Raw genomic sequence first — 20,692 nt, forward strand, 5'->3', positions numbered from 1 at the left:
AAACGAAGTTTCTTTAGTAAAACGAAGTTTCTTTAGTAAAACGAAGTTTCTTTAGTAAAACGAAGTTTCTTTAGTAAAACGAAGTTTCTTTAGTAAAACGAAGTTTCTTTAGTAATTTGGTCGCTCCGGCTTCGGCTACAGCTAACATAAAAATGAAAACACAAGCTAATTATATCAAGCCATCTTTATTAAATAAGCCTACTACAACGCTTAGTATTTCATAGTTTTTTACATCTAGGAATATAGCATCATAAGCTTGTATTTATAGCATCTTTGTGTTCTTTTCATATACAACTCTCAGATATATTACATTAGCAGGGCTAATATTTATTCGTAATTTATCGGAGCTTTATGTTTTGATTTAACTTTTTAAGAACTAGCTAAATTTTCAAATATTAAATACTAAGAGCAATTCCAATCAAAAATTACTTTCAATAATTATAGTGCTTGATAGGCAATATCCTTGCGACAGTGCTTACCATCAAACGTTACACCATCTACTAACTGATATGCACTATTTCGTGCTTCCTGCAAAGTTTGTCCAATGCCCACTGCTACGATAGCCCTACCACTATTTGCATATAGATCGCCATCTTTGTTTGTTGTATTAGCAAAAATTATATGAGATTTGGAGCTTGAGGATTCCAAATTATTCGTTAGCTGCTCTTTGATGCTATCTGATAAATGAATTTTAGCGGGATAAGAATTAGACTTTTCACTCTTTGTATAATCACTACTTGTCATCACAACGCAAACACTACATAAATCTCTAAACTTTATATAATTAATATTCTCTCCTTTTGCACAAGATTGCAATATATCAAGCAATGGAGTCTCCAAAAGAGGAATTAACACCTCGCATTCTGGATCTCCAAATCTAACATTATACTCCAATAAATAAGGTTCATTGGATACAACCATAATACCAGCAAAAATGACTCCCTTATAAGGTGTCCCTAAACCTCTAAGCATATCAAATGTGGGAGTTAATATCCTATCTTTAATCTTAGATTCTAACTCCTCATTATATAAGTTACTAGGTAAGTTGCTATATGCTCCCATGCCTCCAGTGTTTGGACCCTTATTAGAATCTAACAATCTCTTATGGTCTTGACACGCAGGCAAAACCACATATTCACGCCCATTACTTAGTGCGAACACAGATAGCTCATATCCATCTAAGAATTCCTCTATAACAACTACTTTACCAGATTCTCCAAAAAGCTCTCCGCTTAGCATTTTGTCTAGGCTAAGTTTTGCCTCTTGTTTTGAATCCAAAATCAAAACACCCTTCCCCGCGCATAATCCGCTAGCCTTGATGACAATAGGTAGGCTTAAAGATTCTATAAATCTATATCCCTCTTGTATATTATCTAGTGAAATTTCAATATATCTGGCTGTAGGAATGTTTAGTTTGCTAATTAATTGTTTCATATAAGCTTTTGAGCCTTCAAGTCTAGCATTACTACTAGATGGACCAAATACATTAACGCCACTAGATTCCAAAAAATCGCTTAAACCTCTAATAAGTGGCTCTTCTGGACCTATAATAACAAGAGATATATTATGTTGCTTAATATTATTTAAAAGCTCTTCATTTGTCCTGTAATTAAAATGTTTAGCATTAAGATACATAGATGCACCCGGATTCTCAGGGGAGAAAAAAATATCTTTTACTCTTCTATCATATCTTAATGAACGTGCCAAGGCGTATTCTCTGCCACCATTACCAATAATAAGAATGTTTGTATTTGTCTGCAAATAATGTCCTTAGTGATGGATTATATATAGATTAATTAAAATGAGTATATAAAGAAGAAACCCAAAAGAACGTTACTCTATTTATTGTGTGAGCCCAACAAAAGCTACAAAAAAAGGGTCTTAGAATCCAATTAGGCGACAAATTCTTGAACGCTTAGCATTCTTCACCATATAGAACGAAAACATCGACACACATGGACTAGCTGCAACCCAAAATGAATATTTTATATAGACTGCCAAATATTACAGAGAAATGCGAAACTTTCAGGCGATGCAATTATATCAGATTTTCACATGTGAAATATGAAATTTCATTTTTCTTATCAAATTTGAAGATATTTCTAATTAAGGATTAAATAAGATGAATGAGTCTTGAAGATTTTATATCAAAATCAAGGCAAAATATAAATCAAAGCAATATTACTTCTTTGGGTTATGATTTATGAAATTCTATGAACATTAAACTTTAATACGCTTTAAGCTTACAATAGGCTAAGTTTTGTTATTATCTTAGTCTTACTTTAATAACTAATATTTCACTTTCCAATAAGGAGACTTTATGCCTAACAATCCTATTAGCATAGATGCTGTGCGGTGGGGGGGGGGGGCAATAATCCTAAACTAGATACTCATCATTCCTCACAAGATGCCCATATCCCTACACTCTCAATTATTATTCCTTGTTTTAATGAATCTCGCACCATTACACATATTTTAGAATATGTGAAAAATGTTGCTATTACCTATCATAAGGAAATTATTGTCGTTGATGATTACAGCACCGATGGCACAATAGAGATTCTAAAAGATTTAGAACTTACCCAATACAAACAAGAAAATACCCCCCCCCCCCCCTATACTCTCACTTTAAAAATCTTATATCACTCGCAAAATCTTGGCAAGGGCGCAGCCCTGCGTACAGGAATTGCAGTTGCAAGTGGCGATATTGTGCTTATTCAAGATGCAGATTTAGAATATGACCCCAATGAATATCCAAAGCTTTTAGCACCCTTTGAAAAGGGTGTGGCTGATGTGGTGTTTGGCTCCCGTTTTGTGAGTGGGGATTCTCATCGTGTGCTGTATTTTTGGCACAGAATGGCAAATGGCTTACTTACGCTTTTATCAAATATGATGACAAATCTCAATCTTACAGATATGGAAACTTGCTACAAAGTGTTTAAAAGAGAGATTATTCAAAATATTCATATCGAGGAAAATCGCTTTGGCTTTGAGCCAGAAATTACCGCAAAAATCGCTAAAATCAAACATATTAGAATCTATGAGGTTGGTATCTCTTACTATGGCAGAACCTATGAAGAGGGTAAAAAAATCGGTGTAAAAGATGGCTTTAGAGCTTTATGGGCAATCATAAAATATCGCTTTAAAAGGTAGTTATGATGGAATATGCAATGATTAATGCTCAAATCGCCTTTGTGCTTTTGTTATGGATTCTATCAAGTCTTGGGTTTGGTGGAACTCTGTTTTATTTGTATGAGAAAATATGCGCTCCTGCTGTGTCTTTACAAGGTGGGCTAAAATGCTTTACTCAACTCATTTTAGGAATGCTCTTTTTATGTTTCATAACTCAAGTAATCAATATTTTTCTCCCTATCAATACCTTTTTTGCATATTTTTTCTTAACCCTTGGCATTACTTTATGCCTGTATTTTTGCAAAGATTTTTTTACAGATAAAATTCTTATCATTGCTGCTTTCCTTACTTTTTGTATAGTCGCACTCCTTAGTTTCTTGAGCGATTCTGTAGATGATAGTATTGGTTATCATATACAAATTGCTACTTGGATACAGCAATCTCCTATTATTTTTGGACTTGCAAATATTCACAGCAGACTAGGCTTTAATGGACTAATTTATAATTTTTATGCCTTAAGTGATGTAAGTCTAATCTTTTCGCATTTGCGAAGCTTTGTAGGCAATGAAATTGTATATTTTGGATTCTTAGTAGCAGCGTTTTATATGCTCTTAAAGCGACAATTTACGCCTTTTTACGCACTATTTATCATCTGTTGTCTCTTTCCTTTTCCATTGATAATTTTATGGAGGGAATTTCAAGGACTCTACTCCGAGGGTATAGGTGCAGTGCTTGGCATACTTGTCTTTGTGCTTTTGCTATATGCTATCGCCTACAAGGAGGTGAAACTACTTGTGCCTTGCCTTTTCATAAGTCTTTTTGCAGTAATGATAAAAATTGCTAATTTTGCCCTTGTGCTAAGTGTATTCTTAGTATATTGCACTATATTTAAAGAATATATCTTTAAACAATCCATAAAAACTTATCTCACGCTTGCTTTGCTTTGCTTTATTTGCATTTTACCTTGGGTAATAAAGGGTATGATGATAAGCGGAATGATTGCCTATCCTGCAAATGTTTTCTATATAGAATCTTTACCTTGGGCTGTGAGCAACACTCAAAGACAAAATGAATTGTGTTGGATTATGAGCTGGGCTAGAGCACCGGGTAAAGACTGCATGGAAGTTTTATCAAATTATGCGTGGATTGCTGATTGGTTTACTATGAAACCACGTTATTTTGTTTGGTATTTTGAACATTTTGTATATAGTTTTTTTGCTTGTATTGTTATTGCTTCTGCGCTTATCCTTTTGCACAAAAAGCAAAAAATTAATCTCATACAAAGCTTTAAGTTACTACCATCACAAAAAGAACTTATAAGTATATTTATTGCATTACTTTGTGGAATTATCTTTTGGTTTGTAAGTGCCCCAGATCCACGCTTTGGTATGGTTTATATTATCCCTTTGCTTGGATTCTTGTTTGCATTTAATTTCACCCTTATTTGGCGTATACAACCATGCAACCATCATAATACTGGCAAACAAACTCATATTATCTTTCTTAGTCTTTTTATATTAAGCATATTACCTATGTTTTTTAATAAATTTCCAGCCTTTACCTTTGTAATTATATGGATTGTATGTTTATTCTTTCCACTAAGATATGAAAGATTCTATATACCTTTTGTGATTATTACTTCACTGCTTTGTATGCCTAATCTATATCGCAAATATAATAAACATATTGGTTCAATGAAAGAAGTCCCAAAGATTCGACCTATTTTTATTGAAGAAAAACTAACAAATTTTGGTGTAAAAATCTTTGTGCACAAAAACAAAGAAGATAAACTAGCACAATCTTTTAACTATGAGCCACTCCCTAGTAGTCCATACTTCAATGAAAATATCAAAGAAGAAAAAATTTTTGGGCGCAAAGCATATATAGTCGACAAAAAGAAATAGATATATAGAATACATATTTATTAATAAGGAGAACAAATGAAAGAAGCTATATTAGAGCCACTTTTACGCAAGATGAGGCTAAAACGTATATTGCCAACCATTAAAGGTTTTACACACCCAAATGTGCTTGATGTGGGCTGTGGCTAGGATGCAAGATTACTCAAAAAAATAGAGTCATTTATTGCTAAAGGTGTGGGTGTTGATTTTAAGGCCCCAAGCATACAAACAGACAAGATTCATACATTTTCTTATTTTTTTGAATCTAAAGAAGATAAGGCTTTTGGCGATGCAGAATATGATAAAGATTCTAAAATTACAAAAAATTGCCACCTACCATTTGAAAATGAGAGTTTTGAAGTGGTAACCCTACTTGCAGTTTTAGAACATCTTAACTATCCGCTCGATATGCTTAGAGAAATAGCGCGTGTCCTGAAGCCAAATGGCATTCTACTCCTAACCGTGCCCAGTCATCTAGCAAAGCCTGTGCTAGAATTTCTCGCATATAGGCTAAAAATCGTAAGCGAAGCAGAGATAAGAGATCATAAGCGATACTACAATAAAAAAGATTTATGCAGTCTCATATCGCAAACTCCTAGCTTAGCCCTACATAAGCACAACTACTTTCAACTAGGAATGAATAATTTTGCCATTATTCACAAGATTTACAAGGAGAGATAATGAAAAAAGTTTGGATTTACTTTAGTGCTGTCTTTGCGCTCTTTATGTTATTTTTTAGCTATGCTTATCCTATTGTGCCATTTTGGGGAGATGATTGGCAAATGATAAGCGCGTATGGCTCTTTAAGACCTGCGAACTCTTGGATTCCAGCTAGGGTACTTCCGCCTTTTATACAAACAGCTATGGGAGTTGTGAGTGCTTATGTTGTAATGCCATTAAGTGGCTTAGACTTTGTCGATGCTATCACACTCACAAGCGCGATTACTCTAAGTATTGTTTTTACTGCATTAAGCTATGTGATATATCGCTTAATGCTTACTATTACACAAAACTTATCGCTAGCTCTATTTATCACAAGCGTTTTTATAATGGGAGGATTTTGTGCCACAAGAGCACAAGTAATGCCACTCTTTTTACCCGCTGATGTTCAAGCCGAAGGTATGGGCTATATTTTTACTCTCATTAGTTTTTACATTATTCCTAATGTGTTAAATCTAAGTCTACTTTGTGGATTATTTTGTTATCAATACACATATTTATGTAAAAGAAAGTTTTATACAAAAGAGATGTGGCTTTTAGCGGGGGTGGGGGCAATAATACTTTATCTTGCGCAATTTTCCATTACAAGTGCAAGCTTAATCCTTTCTAGTTATTGTGGAGCAAGCCTATTTGTAGAGTTATACTATTTCTTTAAGTTCCACAAAAATAAAATCTCATTTTCTGCTTATATACGCGACAATTATACCTATTTCTACGGGCTTTTGTTTTGTGTAACGCTCTGGTGTATTGCCGCAATATGTGACATAAACTCTGGCAGAGCACAAGCTTGTGGCGATTTTAATCTAGTCTTTGGTGCTTCTTATACATATTCAAATCTCAAATTTATGCGAATCGGATTCTATATACTTTTTGCGCTTGTATTCATTGGCATTGTTATAAAAGCCTACAAAGATAAGACTTTAAGAAAGTTTATATCAATACAGATTCTATGGCTTATATGTCTCATCTCTGCTTATACTTTAATTGTGTCAAAATGCGGTGCGAAATATTATCTTATGAGTGGACTTTTGATATGTATATTATGGGTAATGTGCGTATGGATAGCCATCATTTTTAAAGATAGCAAAAAACTTCTTAGCATTCTTGGTTTTATGGCATTTTTAGCTTTTTTACACCCTTTTGAGCCATATAAAGAACGCCCTAGAGAAGCCTATCTTTTTTATAAAGAATATGCAAAGTCATGGGTAGAGACAGCACAAAGAGCGAGTCAAAATGGACTAGATTCTGTAACTATTAAAGTACCGCGCGATTTTGAACATTGGAAATGGAATGGTTGGTTTTTTGATGGCTTTGCACGTACCTTAAAAAATTATGGCATTATTCAAAAGCCCATCAAAGTGAAATTTGAGCCAGATTCATAAATAAATATTAGAATCATGCTTTTATGTAAATATTGAGGATAGCGATGAATCAATATATGAATATTTTTTTCAAATATCTCCTTGTTGGCGGAAGTGCTGCGCTTATAAATTGGCTTATATTTTTTCTATGCTTTTATTACTTTGATATATATTATCTTTTAGCAGGAGCAATAAGCTTTATTGTCGCTACTCTGTGGAATTTTCTCCTTGCAAAAAAATTTATTTTTCACTCCTCTACTTATTCACCGCTTAAAGAAGGAGCTCTTATATATTTAGTAAGCTTTGGCGGATTAATCATCGATATGTCTGTGCTGTATCTTTGCGTTCAATGGCTAGGATTGCATGAAATAGTAGGCAAGATTCTAGCTACAGGTATAGCATTTGTATTTAATTTTGGTATGAGGCAGTTTATCATTTATCGCTAATTCTAAATCACACTAAACTATATTAAACTTAGCAAAATGCTTATTAATGCTCACTAGCGATTCTATAATTCTATTATTTATGCAATCTATCTAGACTTGGTATTCTATTATCTCACTAATGTGAGTTTCACACTTCCCAAGGACATGGACAACCAACAATCAATATTTGAAAATTTTGATACATAAGGATTCATATCAAGTGATGTTTGTAAGTGCATTGGCATTTTTATTATACGCTATGTTAATAATTTTATACAAGGAGATTGTATGCGAAGTGATACCATTAAAAAAGGATTCCAAAGAACTCCTCATAGGAGTTTATTAAGAGCTACAGGGCTAAAGGACGAGGATTTTAATAAGCCCTTTATTGGCATTGCAAATAGTTATATTGACATTATCCCCGGTCATTTTTTCTTAAATCATTATGCCCAAATTATCAAAGAGGAAATCCGCACCGCTGGCGGTGTGCCTTTTGAATTTAACACAATCGGTGTAGATGACGGAATCGCAATGGGACATAGCGGTATGCTCTACTCGTTGCCTAGTCGCGAACTCATCGCAGATTCTATTGAAACGATGATGAACGCACATAGTTTAGACGCGATGATTTGTATCCCAAACTGCGATAAAATCGTGCCCGGAATGCTTATGGGGGCTTTGCGCGTGAATGTGCCTACAATCTTTGTAAGCGGCGGTCCTATGAAAGCAGGGAGGCTAGAAGATGGAACAATATTAGATTTAAACTCTGCCTTTGAAGCGGTGGGTGCATTTAGTGAGGGGAAAATTGATGAGAAAAGACTGCACGAGATAGAATGCAACGCCTGTCCGGGAGGGGGGAGCTGTAGCGGAATGTTTACTGCAAACTCTATGAATACGCTTTGTGAGGCTATGGGCGTGGCGTTACCCGGAAATGGCACGATTCTAGCTCTAAGCAAAGAGCGTGAGGAGCTTTTACGTAAAGCAGCGCACAGAATCGTAGAAATCGCACTTGATGAGAGCAAAAGTGAGCAGTTTAGATTCCGCAATATTTTGAATAAAAAAGCCGTGCATAATGCCTTTGTCGTGGATATGGCAATGGGTGGAAGCACAAATACGATTTTGCATATGTTAGCCATTGCCAAAGAAGCGGAGGTGGATTTTAACCTAGATTCTATCAACGCGATTGCTTCACAAGTCGCACATATTGCTAAAATCGCCCCAGCACTTAGCACGATACATATGGAGGATATAAACCGCGCAGGTGGTGTTTCAGCGGTTATGAACGAAGTCGCAAAGAGGGGCAATGGTTCTCTTACGCAATCTTTAAATGAGTGCGGCGACTCGGCTCGGTCATTTGCGTCTAGCAAACTCCCTTCGCCTCATCTTGCACAACATTCAAATCCCACGCAAGATAACTCATTGCCAGATTCTCACAAGGATTCAATTTTATACTTAGATGCGCTTACAATTACAGGTGAGACTTTGGGAGAGCGCATAAAAACTGCGCAAATTGTGGATTCTAATGTTATTCGCCATAATGAAAATGCCTATTCGCAAGTAGGTGGGCTAAAGATTCTCTATGGCAACCTAGCGCGAGAAGGTGCAGTGCTCAAAGTCGCCGCAGTGGCGGAATCTATGAAAGAGTTTGAGGGAATTGCGGTGTGCTTTAACTCCCAAGAGGAAGCAATTAAGGGCATTGCAGGAGGCAAGGTAAAGGCGGGAAATGTCGTAGTCATTCGCTATGAGGGACCCAAAGGGGGACCCGGAATGCAAGAAATGCTAACGCCAACAAGCCTCATTATGGGAATGGGCTTAGGCGAGTCTGTCGCGCTGATTACCGATGGACGCTTTAGCGGAGCAACGCGTGGGGGCTGTATCGGGCATATTAGCCCCGAGGCTGCAGAGGGGGGATTAATCGCGCTTATTGAGGACGGCGATAAAATCGCGATTTCGGTTTCTAAAGGAAGCTTAGAATTGCTTGTGGATTCTAAAACTTTAGAATCTCGCCGCGCACAATGGAAGCCTATAAAAAAAGAAATTAAAAGCAAATGGCTCAAACGTTACTCCTTGCTTGTAAGTAATGCGGCAAATGGCGCAGTGCTAAAAACGGAGCTATAGGGGTATGGATTATAAGATTCTAAATAGCACAAAAATTGACAAAAGATTGAGTAAGATTTTGAAATAACAATGCAAATGCATTTAGACAAAGCATATTGATTAATCTAGGCTTGTTTTTGCACACCTTCATCACATTGTGCAAAAAAGCCTATTTCCTGTATCGCTACCACCCTGACCCACATAACTATTTTTTGATACTCTTATGGCAAAAATATGCACATTTGGATAATACTTTAGAATCTTGTCTGTGCTTTGCTCATATATCACATTTGCAGCAATATAGCACTCCTTGGCACACATAGATTCTAAAAATGCTAACATAGTTTCTCCCGTATTTATCACACTATCAGCAATAATAACTTTATTTAGGCAAGCAGATTCTAATTTTAATTCTTTTGGCTCTTTGGTTAAATAAAAAGCTGCTTTTGGAAATACCACTCTTAAGCCCTCTGCTACATAAAGCCCTGCCCTCATTATCCCCACAATAGTAAAATTGCTATCATCATAATATGCAAGATTCTCGTTTTTGCCCTGTGTGAGCTGCTGCTCTTTATAAACCTTAGGTTGCGCACCTAAAATCTCTCTGCCTAGCAGAGTGCCAAACTCATAATGAATGTATGCTAAATCATTGCCTACAACGCTCTTAATCCTTGTTTGATTAATTAAATTTTGCAGCGGATATTTATGTTGTAATTCGCATATATTCATAGCACCGCCCTTATAGATTCTATACAATTATTTGGATTACAGATAATGGTCCTCTGCCTTGTATTGGGACTTAATTGCTCTAAAATCGTTGCTGTCTTTTTTGATTCTATAAGCACAGGCACACTTGCACATTCAAGCATACCAACATCTACAAGCCCATCACCCATTGCTATGACCTTATAGCCTAGTGATACAAGGGCTTTTGCAAAATATGCTTTTGTATCTTGTGTGATAATCGTTGTCCTATCATTAGCCACGACAAAAAATGATGCATTATATCTCTCAAAAACACTGCTCCAAAGCGACCTTATACCTGCTGTTATAGCTATCACATTTGCAGGTGCATTCTCTAAAAGATCAATTAGATTCTTATGCGGCTGCATAGTTTGAGAGGCTTGCTTTACTGCCGCTACAAAAGTTTTTTCATCAATCTCTAATCGCTTTTTGCTTAAGCGGAAGAATTGATAAAAACCATAGAATATATGATTGTGAAACGCATTTTCTAACTTAAATTCGCTGACTTCTTTTATTTTGTAAAACTCTTTTACACCATCTTTATTATCTAATGTGCCATCACAATCAGTAAGCACAATAGTTTTGCTTTGTTTGAGCCTCTCTCCATATTGCGACATAAAAGTATCAAAAACACTTTTTGGCTCTATCTTAGCTTTATTGTTAGCAAAAAATGTAATAAATGCCGCCACTTCATCTGCATTAGAACTAATCGCGCTAAAAGGCACACTATATTTAACGCATTGTTTTTGTATGCCCTCTAGCTCGAAGTCAAACCACTTTTGTAGAGTTTCTATGCTTGATTGTTTTTTGTCTCTTTGCCTTATGCGCTCTTGTATAAATGTAATATCAGTATCCAAAAATAGCACCAAATCATAGAATCTAACATCATCTTTCATTGCAATTTCAAAATCACCATCATCGTGTATAAAACTATAATGTCCGCTTACAATGATGTTTTCTTGCCTAGATTTTAAATCCACTAAAAACTGCGCCCTTAATTTGTCTTTATCCACACTATCAAGTGCTTTTAGCTCATCTTTTGAAATATTGGCAATCTCACATAATGCCTTTGAGCCTTCTATCACATTAAAATGAGGAAGGAGCTTCTTTAAAGATTCTAAAAGTGTGCTTTTGCCACAACAGCTTATCCCAACAATACATATTTTAATATTTTTCATAATGACACACTCCCTGCAATAAACTTAGAGGCTTTTGAAGTGGCTTCATATTGTTTATAATTGTTGGCAATGTATCATCATAATGCCCTATATACTTATCACCCTCCACATAGCGCATACACGGATACACTTTATCATTGCAGTAAAAAATATTATTATACCCCACACCGCAAGTATATCCATACATTATACAATCGCATTTATTTTGCGCCTTTGCGGTAAGATTTCGTATGACAAAATGCTGTGTATTGAAAAATTCCACAAATTCCAAAAAATCATTATGACTTATCTCGAGACTTTTATCGCTGCAATGAAACAATCTTGTAAAGGTAATATTAATAAAATTATTCTCAAGCAAAAAATCTAAAATAAATGCTTTGCGCTCTAAGCTTAGCCTACTCACACTCACATTAATATCTGGCTTAGCACCAAATAACTCTTCATACAAGGCAATATTTGCCATAATGCGCTTAAATGTGCCTTTTCCTTGCTTGTCTAAGCGAAATGTATCGTGCGTAATTTCATCTCCATCAAGCGAGATGACAAGCTTTACAAAAGGTTTTAACTTTTTATAGCTTTCAAGCAGTCTTTCATTTAGTAAGATTCCGTTTGTAATGATATAAAAAGTTAATTGTTTCTGTGTATCTTGCTTAGCAATAGCGCTTAGTGCAGATTCCAGAATCTGCCAATCAAGCAATGGCTCACCACCACCTGCAAAGCCTACACTAAAGCATTGCAAATGTTCTTTTTGCGCGTATGTAAGGATATTATGAAGTATAATTAAAAGCTTATTTAAATCAAGTGATTGCATACTTCTCATATCAATATTATTATTTTCATAAAAATGACAATAAGCACAAGAAAGATTGCATTTGGCATTGATTGATATGCAGCATTTATTTAGCATTATGGCACTCCAGCATTGCGACTATCTTATCATGCTTATTCTCTTTTGAGTGAGTAAGTGCGTCTTTATTCTCAAAATCTCTTATCTTAGAATCTGCACCCTTTTCTAATAGCCATCTTACTATATTGCTATGTCCCTTAATACAAGCCTTTATCAATCCACTAAAACCATTATTATCGACTTGATTGATAGAAATCCCATTATTAAGCAAAGTTTCCATAATACGAGGTGCATTGCGCCTATTATCCCAACAAGCCATAAGGAAAGGTGTATTGCCTTTGTTTGCACCCTTGCTGCATATATAAGGCTTTGCATTGTGTTCTAGCAAAAGCGAGACTATCTTAGGCATATCACATTGCGTAGCGTGAGCTAATGGTGTCATTTTGAGATGAGATTTATCACATTTGTGCAAGTCAATGTCATCATATTGCACAATTTTTGATATAAGTGCAATATTTTTTGTTTTAATGGCGCGGATAAGCACACTAAAACCCTCATCGTCATAAGCGTTTATTTTTATCTCTTTTTCTTGCAATATGCTATCTAATTTGTTAATATCCTTAGATCTAATTACATCAAAAAGCTCATTTGTCGCGGCATTTGGAATATCATCTTTATGCGATTGAAATCGCTCTATAAATTCTTTTACCTTAAGTGTTTTTTCACTATCATAGATTCCAAAAGTTTTATCCTCACTCACAAGCCACGCGTTATGCAGCTTCGCGCAATGCCTGATTTGCTCATCTGGACTATCGCCCTCTAGCTTTCCCTTATGAATTTCTTTGCGTTTGCAGTGATTTATTGCTTGTAAGACCTTATGAGCATTTCTATTTTCTTTATGTGTTTTGTTATCTTTAATCCTATCAAGCTCTTTTATGACGACATTTGGAATAATGGCTAAAGCTTGAATATTCTGTATAATCTCTAAAATATAGTTGCTACTTTTTAGCAATGCTGAAGTATCAAGCACAAATGATAAATTTGTATTTCTTGTCATTATATTTCCAAACCTCCATTCACATTTGCGTAGGATAATATCAAAAAAAAAAAAACGCAATACATATCAAATAAATGAAAAATATGCAAAAATACAACAAAACAACAAGGAAATTTAATGCAAGAGCTTAAAGACACCAAAGACTTAGAATCCGCGTATGATTTGATGAAGCAGTTGCGCCCACATTTAAGCCAAGAAGATTTTGTAGCAAAAGTGCTTGAGCAGCAAAAAAGTATGCACTATCGCCTCTTTGCATTTTATGATAAACAAAAGCTCGTAGGGCTATGTGGCGTAATGCCCTTTGATGTGCTGTATCGTGAGAAATGCCTTTATATTTGTGATTTGGTTATAGATTCTAGCCTTAGAGGGCAGGGATTTGGACAAAAATTTTTGCAAGAAATTGAGAATCTAGCGTGCATTGAGGGTTATTTGCAAATTGAGCTAAGCTCAAATTTCCAACGAACACAAGCTCATCATTTTTATGAATCTAAAATGGGTTTTGAAAAACCCGGTTATGTATTTGTAAAATCGATAGGGAAGTAAAATGAAAGATTTTGAAGTAGTCATTTGCCTTCAAAAACTTGATAGCCCACTCTTTAGCACAATGATAGAATATGTGAAAGCCTTTATTAAGCCAAAAGATATAAGCATTATCACGCACAAAACTACTATTATGCAATACAAGCAAAGCTACCCCGATATATGTTTTATTGATGAAGATTCACTTTATCCAAATCTTAATTACCGCGCCGTGTGTGATAAGCTCCTATCACTTGGAGGTGCAGCAAATCGTGCGGGGTGGTATTTTCAGCAATTCTTAAAAATGGCTTATGCTCCTTATAGTCTTGCTTCTAGCAGCAATGGGGGGGGGGGGACATATCTCATTTGGGACGCAGACACGATACCCCTAGTGCATTTAGAATTTTTCAATGCAGATTCTCAAATCCTTATTGAAGTAGCAAGGGAATATCACAAGCCTTATTTTGATACATTAGAGAATCTCAAAATCCCTATTAATCAAGGTGCATATCTACATAAAGCTGCACCTTTTAGCTTTATCGCTGAAAATATGATGATAGAATCCTCCCTAATGAATGAGCTTATTTCTCTCATAGAGCAAACTCATCAAAAAGCATTTTGGGAGTCGATTTTAGAGCATATTAATCCCAAAGATTTAGGTGCTTCTGGCTTTAGTGAGTATGAGAGCTATGGGAATTTTATCTATACAAAATATCCACATCGCATTCAAGCTACCACACGAAAAAGAGATAGATTTGCTAAAAGGCTTATTGGGGATAATCCAAGTGAAAGCCTCCTGCAATGGTATAAAAGAAGCTATGAAGTCATAGGGATAGAATGGTGGGATAAGACAAGCTTTATATATCCATTCATTCAAAAATATACAATCCTTAGAATCTTCCCACCAAGATTCTACATAGCCTTATTGAAGTATATAGATAGGGTTAAATCTATTATCTAAAACCAAAAACTATTCACATAAAACAAGGTGTAGAACAATAAAGGAGATTGGAACTTATAATTTGTTTAATCTATTAAGTCTTTAAAATCCTCTATAAGAGGGCTTTATATCATAATATTTGCTAGTAATGCTTAATATCTCCATCATTAAATCTTACAAACTGCCAAAACATAGTACATTTTCTATTGCTTAATAAGATAATATAATGACCATTTTCTTAAGTATATCTACAAGATTCAATAAAATAAATATTTAGCCTCTTTAGCAAACTAACTGTTTATTTATTCCAAGTTTCTCTCTAAAATAATATCTCTCTATTTTTGCATTTTTACTTTTGAGTGCTGCTTTAAATATTGAATCCTCAAGTATTCTAGCTTGATAAAATCGTTATCATGGGTAATAAAAGTCTTGCACAAAAGGCAATAAGAGTAGAAAAATAAATTTAAGATTAAATATAGATTTGATAGAATCAAAGCCTTTTTGCAAAAACAATTTAAGAGAGGATAAAACAAAGAGGATAGCGAGGATAACAATGAGACTTCAAGATATTTTAAGAGATTCCAATTATGCCCTAGAGCTATTTAGCCAAGATTCTATTAAAAGTTTAGAATCAAGGATTATCACAAAAGAGACAAAGGCGAGTGCTTTAGCCTACTACACCCCTTGTCTTATCCGTAATAAAGAAATCAAACTCACCCCAGAGGAAGTCGTGCGCCAACTCTACCTTGATAAGCTTATCAATGAATACCACTATCCCATAAGTAGAATCCAAGTAGAATACGCTGTGCATTTTGGCAGAGAGGTTAAAAGAGCGGATATTGTGATAATGGATAAACTTCAAATCACAAGTGCGTATATTATTGTTGAGCTTAAAAAGCCAAAATTAAGAGATGGCAAAGAACAACTTAAAAGTTATTGTAATGCTACAGGTGCGACTATGGCAGTATGGAGCAATGGAAGAGAAATTAGCTATTATCATCGCAAAGACCCAAATTATTTTCAAGAAATCCCTAATATCCCTACAAACGATAAAAGCCTTAAAGATATTTTGCAAAGCAATTTTACCTTTGCAGATTTGATTGAAAAAGACAAGTTAAAGACACAAAAGAAAAGTTTGAAAAAAATTATTGTGGATATGGAAGATGAGGTTTTAGCAAATGCAGGAGTAGATGTGTTTGAAGAGGTATTTAAGCTCATCTTTATCAAGCTTTATGATGAGTTAGAGGGTGCAAGGGATAAAACAAGAAATTTAGAATTTAAAAACTATGGCGAATCTGATGCAGAGCTAAAAGAAAAAATAGAAAAACTTTTTGCTAAAGCAAAGAAAACATGGGAGGGCGTGTTTAGTGATGATGAGAAAATCCGTCTAAGCCCCTCGCATTTAAGTGTTTGCATAGGATCACTAGAGGAAGTTAAGCTTTTTAATTCTAATTTAGAAGTCATTGATGATGCCTTTGAATACCTTGTTAATAAGTCTGCCAAAGGCGAAAAAGGACAATATTTTACCCCGCGCTATGTGATTGATATGTGTGTAAAAATGCTAAATCCTAAAAAGCAAGAGAGTATGATAGATACCGCAAGTGGAAGCTGTGGATTCCCGATTCATACTTGCTTTTATGTATGGAAAAATATTTATAAGCAAAAAGGTATTGAAGCAAGTCATCTTTTTACAGCAGAGAAAAAAATTCCAGAATGCGAGGATTATGTGAGAGAAAAAATCTTTGGCGTGGATTTTGATGAAAAAAGTGTGCGAGTTTCAAAAATGCTCAATCTCATCGCAGGTGATGGGCATACAAATGTGTTATATCTTAATTCTATTGACTATATGCAATGGGAGGAATGGACAAAAAACGAGGATTGGAACGATGTGTATAATGAGGGCTTTAAAGGGCTGAAGAAACTAAGGGCAAACAAAAATGAAAATAGAGATTTTAACTTTGATATTCTTATGGCAAATCCGCCCTTTGCGGGAGATATTAAAGAAAGTAAGATTCTAGCGCGTTATGAACTAGGCAAAAATGTGAATGGCAAGACACAAAGCAAGGTGGGACGCGATATTTTGTTTATTGAACGAAATCTTGATATGTTGCGTCCGGGCGGGAGAATGGCTATCGTGTTACCACAAGGGAGATTCAACAATTCAAGCGATAAATATATAAGAGAATTTATAGCACAAAGGGCTAGAATCCTAGCAGTAGTGGGGCTACATCAAAATGTCTTTAAGCCCCATACAGGCACAAAAACAAGCGTTTTATTCCTGCAAAAATGGGGTGGAGATGATGGAAAAGGTGGGGAGCTTTGCCCAAAGCAAGAGGATTATAATATTTTCTTTGCAACCCAAAGTCTGCCTAGCAAGGATAATTCAGGCGAGAAAATCTACTATGAGAGGCTAGATTCACACGAGCATTTAATCGTCAAACACGATTTGTTTCACCCGCATTTAGAGGGTGATGAACCCATTTTACAAGAGGGTGAGAGCGAGGAAGCATTTAATCAAAGAATGCAAGAATATAAAGCAAATTGTGAAAAATACAAAGACTTACAATCAGATGGAATCGCCGAAGCGTTCATAGAATTTGCAAAAAGCGAGGGTTTAAGCTTTTGGAGGGAGGAGTAAGCAGAAATGGTAGAATATAAAATATTTTGTGATGAAAGCAATCATTTAGAATATAAAGACAATCCTACACTAAGATCAAAAATTATGGTTTTAGGTGGCATAAGTGTGCTTTCAAAGGATATAGAGCATATTAATAGGCAAATTAAATACTTAAAACACAAATATAATCATAAAAAAGAATTAAAATGGACAAAGCTTATTGCTTCACAAGAAAAATTTTATGATGAAATTATAGAATTTTTTTTTAATGAACCTAAACTTAAATTTCAAGCCCTTTTAGTGCCGGATAAAACAATTCTAAAACACGATATTTATAATCAAGGGAATGCTGATGTTTTCTATTATAAAGTGTATTATTATATTTTTAAGAACCTTTTAGAAAATGAAATTAATCAAAATATTAATACTAAGGCTAAAATATATCTAGATTATAAAGATACACGTTGTGGTGATAGAATAAAAGAATTACTTAAGGTGCTACGCAATAAATTTAAAGACGCTATTGACTTTCAATGTTTTACCGCTCAATCTCACGAAGCAAACTTAATCCAATTTGTAGATATTTTTATAGGAGCTATTGCCTATAAGGCAAGAGATGATATAGAGCATAAAAGTAAGATAAAAAACCATATAGTGCAAAAGATAGAATCCTTATCTAATATAAAGCTTGAGTTAGGCACCCCACCTTGGGAAAATAAATTTAATATATTTAAAATAGAGCTTAGAAAGGGAAGATAATCAATGTATCCTGCTTTAGATTTTAGCTCTTGTTTGTGCGAAAATGACAAAATCAATTTAGCCTATGAAATTTTTAAGCGAGATTTTGTTGATACTCCCTGTTTTTTAGAACCAATTTTAGTATCTTTTAAAACAGATAAAAAAATTAAGCAAGGTAACTTAAAATTACAAGAAACATTTTGGCATATCATTAGTCGGAAAAATGGCAAAAATAGAATCTTTGATGAACAAAGAGCAAAAAGGATAGCTTGGATTAAACTTATCATTCTTGATTACAATAAGAAACATATCAAATTGTTTTATTGCTATGAAAGCAATCGCACAATAAGGCTTTATTTATGGTTATATGAATATAACTTTGTAGTTATTTTGGAAAAAGCACAAATGCAGGAAAAAATAGCCTTTATTATTACAAGTTTTTATATAGACAATGAAAAGAAACAAAAAAGCTTCGAACAAAAATATAAGAATTATAAGGAAAAAAGTGATGCAAAATTAAAGGATTGTGAGTGGTTTTAGTTGGTGCAGACTTACGGCATCTGCAAGAAGCAAGTGCTAGCCACCTCTTTCTGCCAACGGCAGTTAAGCAGTTATATTATACATATTTTTTCTAAATATTAACTAAGGCAGTAAAATGAACACATTAAACCAAACCTTGCAAGAAAAATTCCCGCATCTTGAGCTAAGTGTGCTAAAGCTTAGCGAAGTGAAAAGGGATAATGCAACCAAGCGGATAGATAGTGAGTTTTTTAGAAAAGCCGATTTGACAATTAAAAATAAGTTATTAGCAATTCAAAGTAAATATTTATCCTATCTTATATCTTTCAACTCTCGCTATTCTCAACCTAATTATGACGATACAAGCTCTTTGAAGATTATCAATAGTCAATATATTAGAAATGAATTTATAGATTATGAAAATGCAAAATTTGGTTATGGCGCAATTGTTCCAAAAGAGGCTATTTTAATTAATTCAACAGGTGTTGGCACATTAGGTAGAGTAAATATCAATTTGCTTGATAGAAAGTTTAGCATTGACAGCCATATCAATGTTTTAATTGTCAAAGACAAAAATGAATTGAATCCTTGTTATTTGATGATTTTTTTACAGACAAAATATGGGCAATCTCAAATAAATCGCTATTATAGTGGAACTTCTGGACAAATTGAAATCTACCCTCGTGATTTTAACAATTTCCTAATCCCTCTCCTCCCTATGTCCTTTCAACTAGAAATTGAAAAGCTTGTAAAAGATTCTCACCTTGCCCTAGAACAAAGCAAAGCCTTATATAAAGAAGCGGAGGATTTGCTCTATATTGAACTTGGATTAAACCCACAAAATCCACTGCAAAGTATTTTGCAATCTCATAACAATAACATAAACTTTCGCATTGCTACCCTAAAAGAATCTTTCCTAAAAACAGGACGCCTAGATTCTGAATATTATCAAGTCAAGTATGAAATAATAGAAAATATTATCAAAAGCTATAAGGGTGGATATACTAGATTGGGCGATATAGCTTTATATTTTAATACTGGAGAATATGCGGAAAATTATTCACAAAAGCAAAAAGGCTTAAAATTTTATATTAGAAGCACAGATTTAAAAAATGGACTAATAGATGAATCTACTGATTATTTTGTATCGCCTGAAGGATTTACAAGATTGGCAAAAAAAGGAGATATTTTAACAGCAAGAGTTGGTGCTATTGGGAGATTTGCTGAAGTAAATTCCAGTATGCAGGACAATATTTACTCTGATAATATCTTATGCTTTAGACTTCCTGATGATTTTATACCTTGCGTTTATGTAGCATTATTTAATACAAAAATAATGTTTGAGCTTATTGATAGGCTGGTTCGTGGTTCTGTGCAACCAAGATTAAATCAAGAAACATTAAAAGAACTACTTATCCCTAAAATCGACTTACAAACTCAAGCTTCTATTGCCTCTCATATCCAAAAAAGCTTTGCCTTGCGAGCAGAAGCAAAAGCACTTTTAAACGAAGCTAAAGCAAAAGTAGAATCTGCTATTAGTGGCGGGGGGGGGGGGGAAAAAAGAGCCCCTTTTTTTGCCTTTTAAAACCAAAACTTTTTAATTTTTTTTCCCCAAAACAAAAAAAAAATAAGCGATTTTAAAAAGGGTTTCCCCTTTGGGGGAAGGGGGGTTTTTGAAAATCTGCTTGGTTTTGAAAACTTTTTTTTTTTTTAAAAATTTTAGGAAGGAAAATTACAAAATTTATATAGTATTTATTGGCGATGGGGTATCCCATATAATTCTTTTAGAAGGAGGCCTGGGTTGTGGCAAGAGCTTGATTGAAAAATATATAAAATATATTTTACCGCCACTAACACTAAAAGAAATGATTGAAAGTGTCAAGTTACAAGCACTCAA

Annotated in this window: 18 protein-coding genes; 13 read left to right on the plus strand and 5 right to left on the minus strand. The window is 34.5% G+C overall.

Features of this window, described 5'->3' with window-relative positions:
• Positions 1-438: 438 nt before the first annotated feature.
• Positions 439-1,761 (minus strand): phosphoribosylamine--glycine ligase, encoded by a 1,323-nt coding sequence (gene purD, locus LS73_RS08695; RefSeq protein ID WP_034556921.1) that lies wholly within the window; start codon positions 1,759-1,761, stop codon positions 439-441.
• A gap of 594 nt (positions 1,762-2,355) precedes the next feature.
• Here purD and LS73_RS08700 point away from each other — a divergent pair.
• From LS73_RS08700 to ilvD, 6 genes are all read left to right on the plus strand, one after another.
• Entirely contained in the window at positions 2,356-3,153 is a 798-nt protein-coding gene (locus LS73_RS08700) for a glycosyltransferase family 2 protein (protein ID WP_104731162.1), read from the plus strand.
• 5 nt (positions 3,154-3,158) lie between these two features.
• Positions 3,159-5,036: an LIC_10190 family membrane protein gene (locus tag LS73_RS08705; RefSeq protein ID WP_034557959.1), complete on the plus strand. Its 1,878-nt coding sequence runs from the start codon at positions 3,159-3,161 to the stop codon at positions 5,034-5,036.
• Between the two features lie 192 nt (positions 5,037-5,228).
• Positions 5,229-5,714, plus strand: coding sequence for a class I SAM-dependent methyltransferase (locus LS73_RS08710; protein WP_233708904.1), 486 nt, complete (start codon positions 5,229-5,231; stop codon positions 5,712-5,714).
• Entirely contained in the window at positions 5,714-7,135 is a 1,422-nt protein-coding gene (locus LS73_RS08715) for a hypothetical protein (protein WP_034557956.1), read from the plus strand. Before LS73_RS08710 ends, LS73_RS08715 begins: the two co-directional genes overlap by 1 nt.
• Before the next feature lie 44 nt (positions 7,136-7,179).
• Complete coding sequence (locus tag LS73_RS08720) at positions 7,180-7,560, plus strand: GtrA family protein (protein ID WP_052089607.1); 381 nt, start codon at positions 7,180-7,182, stop codon at positions 7,558-7,560.
• Between the two features lie 267 nt (positions 7,561-7,827).
• A complete protein-coding gene (gene ilvD / locus LS73_RS08725; protein ID WP_034557955.1) occupies positions 7,828-9,657 on the plus strand; it encodes a dihydroxy-acid dehydratase in 1,830 nt (609 codons plus the stop codon).
• Positions 9,658-9,786: 129 nt separating this feature from the next.
• On the opposite strand, the gene LS73_RS08730 is transcribed toward ilvD, so the two are convergent.
• Genes LS73_RS08730 through LS73_RS08745 form a run of 4 tightly spaced genes read right to left on the minus strand, consistent with a single transcriptional unit; the run spans position 9,787 to position 13,462 of the window.
• Positions 9,787-10,365: a uracil phosphoribosyltransferase gene (locus LS73_RS08730; RefSeq protein WP_034557954.1), complete on the minus strand. Its 579-nt coding sequence runs from the start codon at positions 10,363-10,365 to the stop codon at positions 9,787-9,789.
• Positions 10,362-11,558, minus strand: a complete 1,197-nt coding sequence (locus LS73_RS08735; protein ID WP_034557953.1) for an AAA family ATPase — start codon at positions 11,556-11,558, stop codon at positions 10,362-10,364. The genes LS73_RS08730 and LS73_RS08735 overlap by 4 nt, the downstream gene beginning before the upstream one ends.
• Positions 11,545-12,465: a radical SAM protein gene (locus tag LS73_RS08740; RefSeq protein WP_034557952.1), complete on the minus strand. Its 921-nt coding sequence runs from the start codon at positions 12,463-12,465 to the stop codon at positions 11,545-11,547. The genes LS73_RS08735 and LS73_RS08740 overlap by 14 nt, the downstream gene beginning before the upstream one ends.
• A complete protein-coding gene (locus tag LS73_RS08745) occupies positions 12,455-13,462 on the minus strand; it encodes an ankyrin repeat domain-containing protein (protein ID WP_052089606.1) in 1,008 nt (335 codons plus the stop codon). The genes LS73_RS08740 and LS73_RS08745 overlap by 11 nt, the downstream gene beginning before the upstream one ends.
• Before the next feature lie 117 nt (positions 13,463-13,579).
• On the opposite strand from LS73_RS08745, the gene LS73_RS08750 reads away from it, so the two are divergent.
• From LS73_RS08750 to LS73_RS08780, 7 genes are all read left to right on the plus strand, one after another.
• Positions 13,580-14,005, plus strand: a complete 426-nt coding sequence (locus LS73_RS08750) for a GNAT family N-acetyltransferase (protein ID WP_034557951.1) — start codon at positions 13,580-13,582, stop codon at positions 14,003-14,005.
• Between the two features lies 1 nt (position 14,006).
• Entirely contained in the window at positions 14,007-14,942 is a 936-nt protein-coding gene (locus tag LS73_RS08755; RefSeq protein ID WP_104731163.1) for a hypothetical protein, read from the plus strand.
• 532 nt (positions 14,943-15,474) lie between these two features.
• The gene (locus LS73_RS08760; protein WP_034557818.1) at positions 15,475-17,559 is read left to right on the plus strand and encodes an N-6 DNA methylase; all 2,085 of its coding nucleotides are present in this window, start codon (positions 15,475-15,477) and stop codon (positions 17,557-17,559) included.
• 6 nt (positions 17,560-17,565) lie between these two features.
• Entirely contained in the window at positions 17,566-18,297 is a 732-nt protein-coding gene (locus LS73_RS08765) for a DUF3800 domain-containing protein (protein WP_034557819.1), read from the plus strand.
• A 3-nt stretch (positions 18,298-18,300) separates the two neighbouring features.
• On the plus strand, positions 18,301-18,816 hold the full coding sequence (locus LS73_RS08770) for a hypothetical protein (protein WP_034557820.1): 516 nt from the start codon (positions 18,301-18,303) through the stop codon (positions 18,814-18,816).
• A 115-nt stretch (positions 18,817-18,931) separates the two neighbouring features.
• Positions 18,932-20,380 (plus strand): restriction endonuclease subunit S, encoded by a 1,449-nt coding sequence (locus LS73_RS08775; RefSeq protein ID WP_138070019.1) that lies wholly within the window; start codon positions 18,932-18,934, stop codon positions 20,378-20,380.
• Between the two features lie 88 nt (positions 20,381-20,468).
• A partial coding sequence (locus LS73_RS08780) for an ATP-binding protein (RefSeq protein WP_236097217.1) occupies positions 20,469-20,692 on the plus strand: 224 nt, incomplete at its 3' end.

The sequence above is a fragment of the Helicobacter muridarum genome (genome assembly GCF_000765805.2).
GTDB classification, from domain to species: domain Bacteria; phylum Campylobacterota; class Campylobacteria; order Campylobacterales; family Helicobacteraceae; genus Helicobacter_A; species Helicobacter_A muridarum.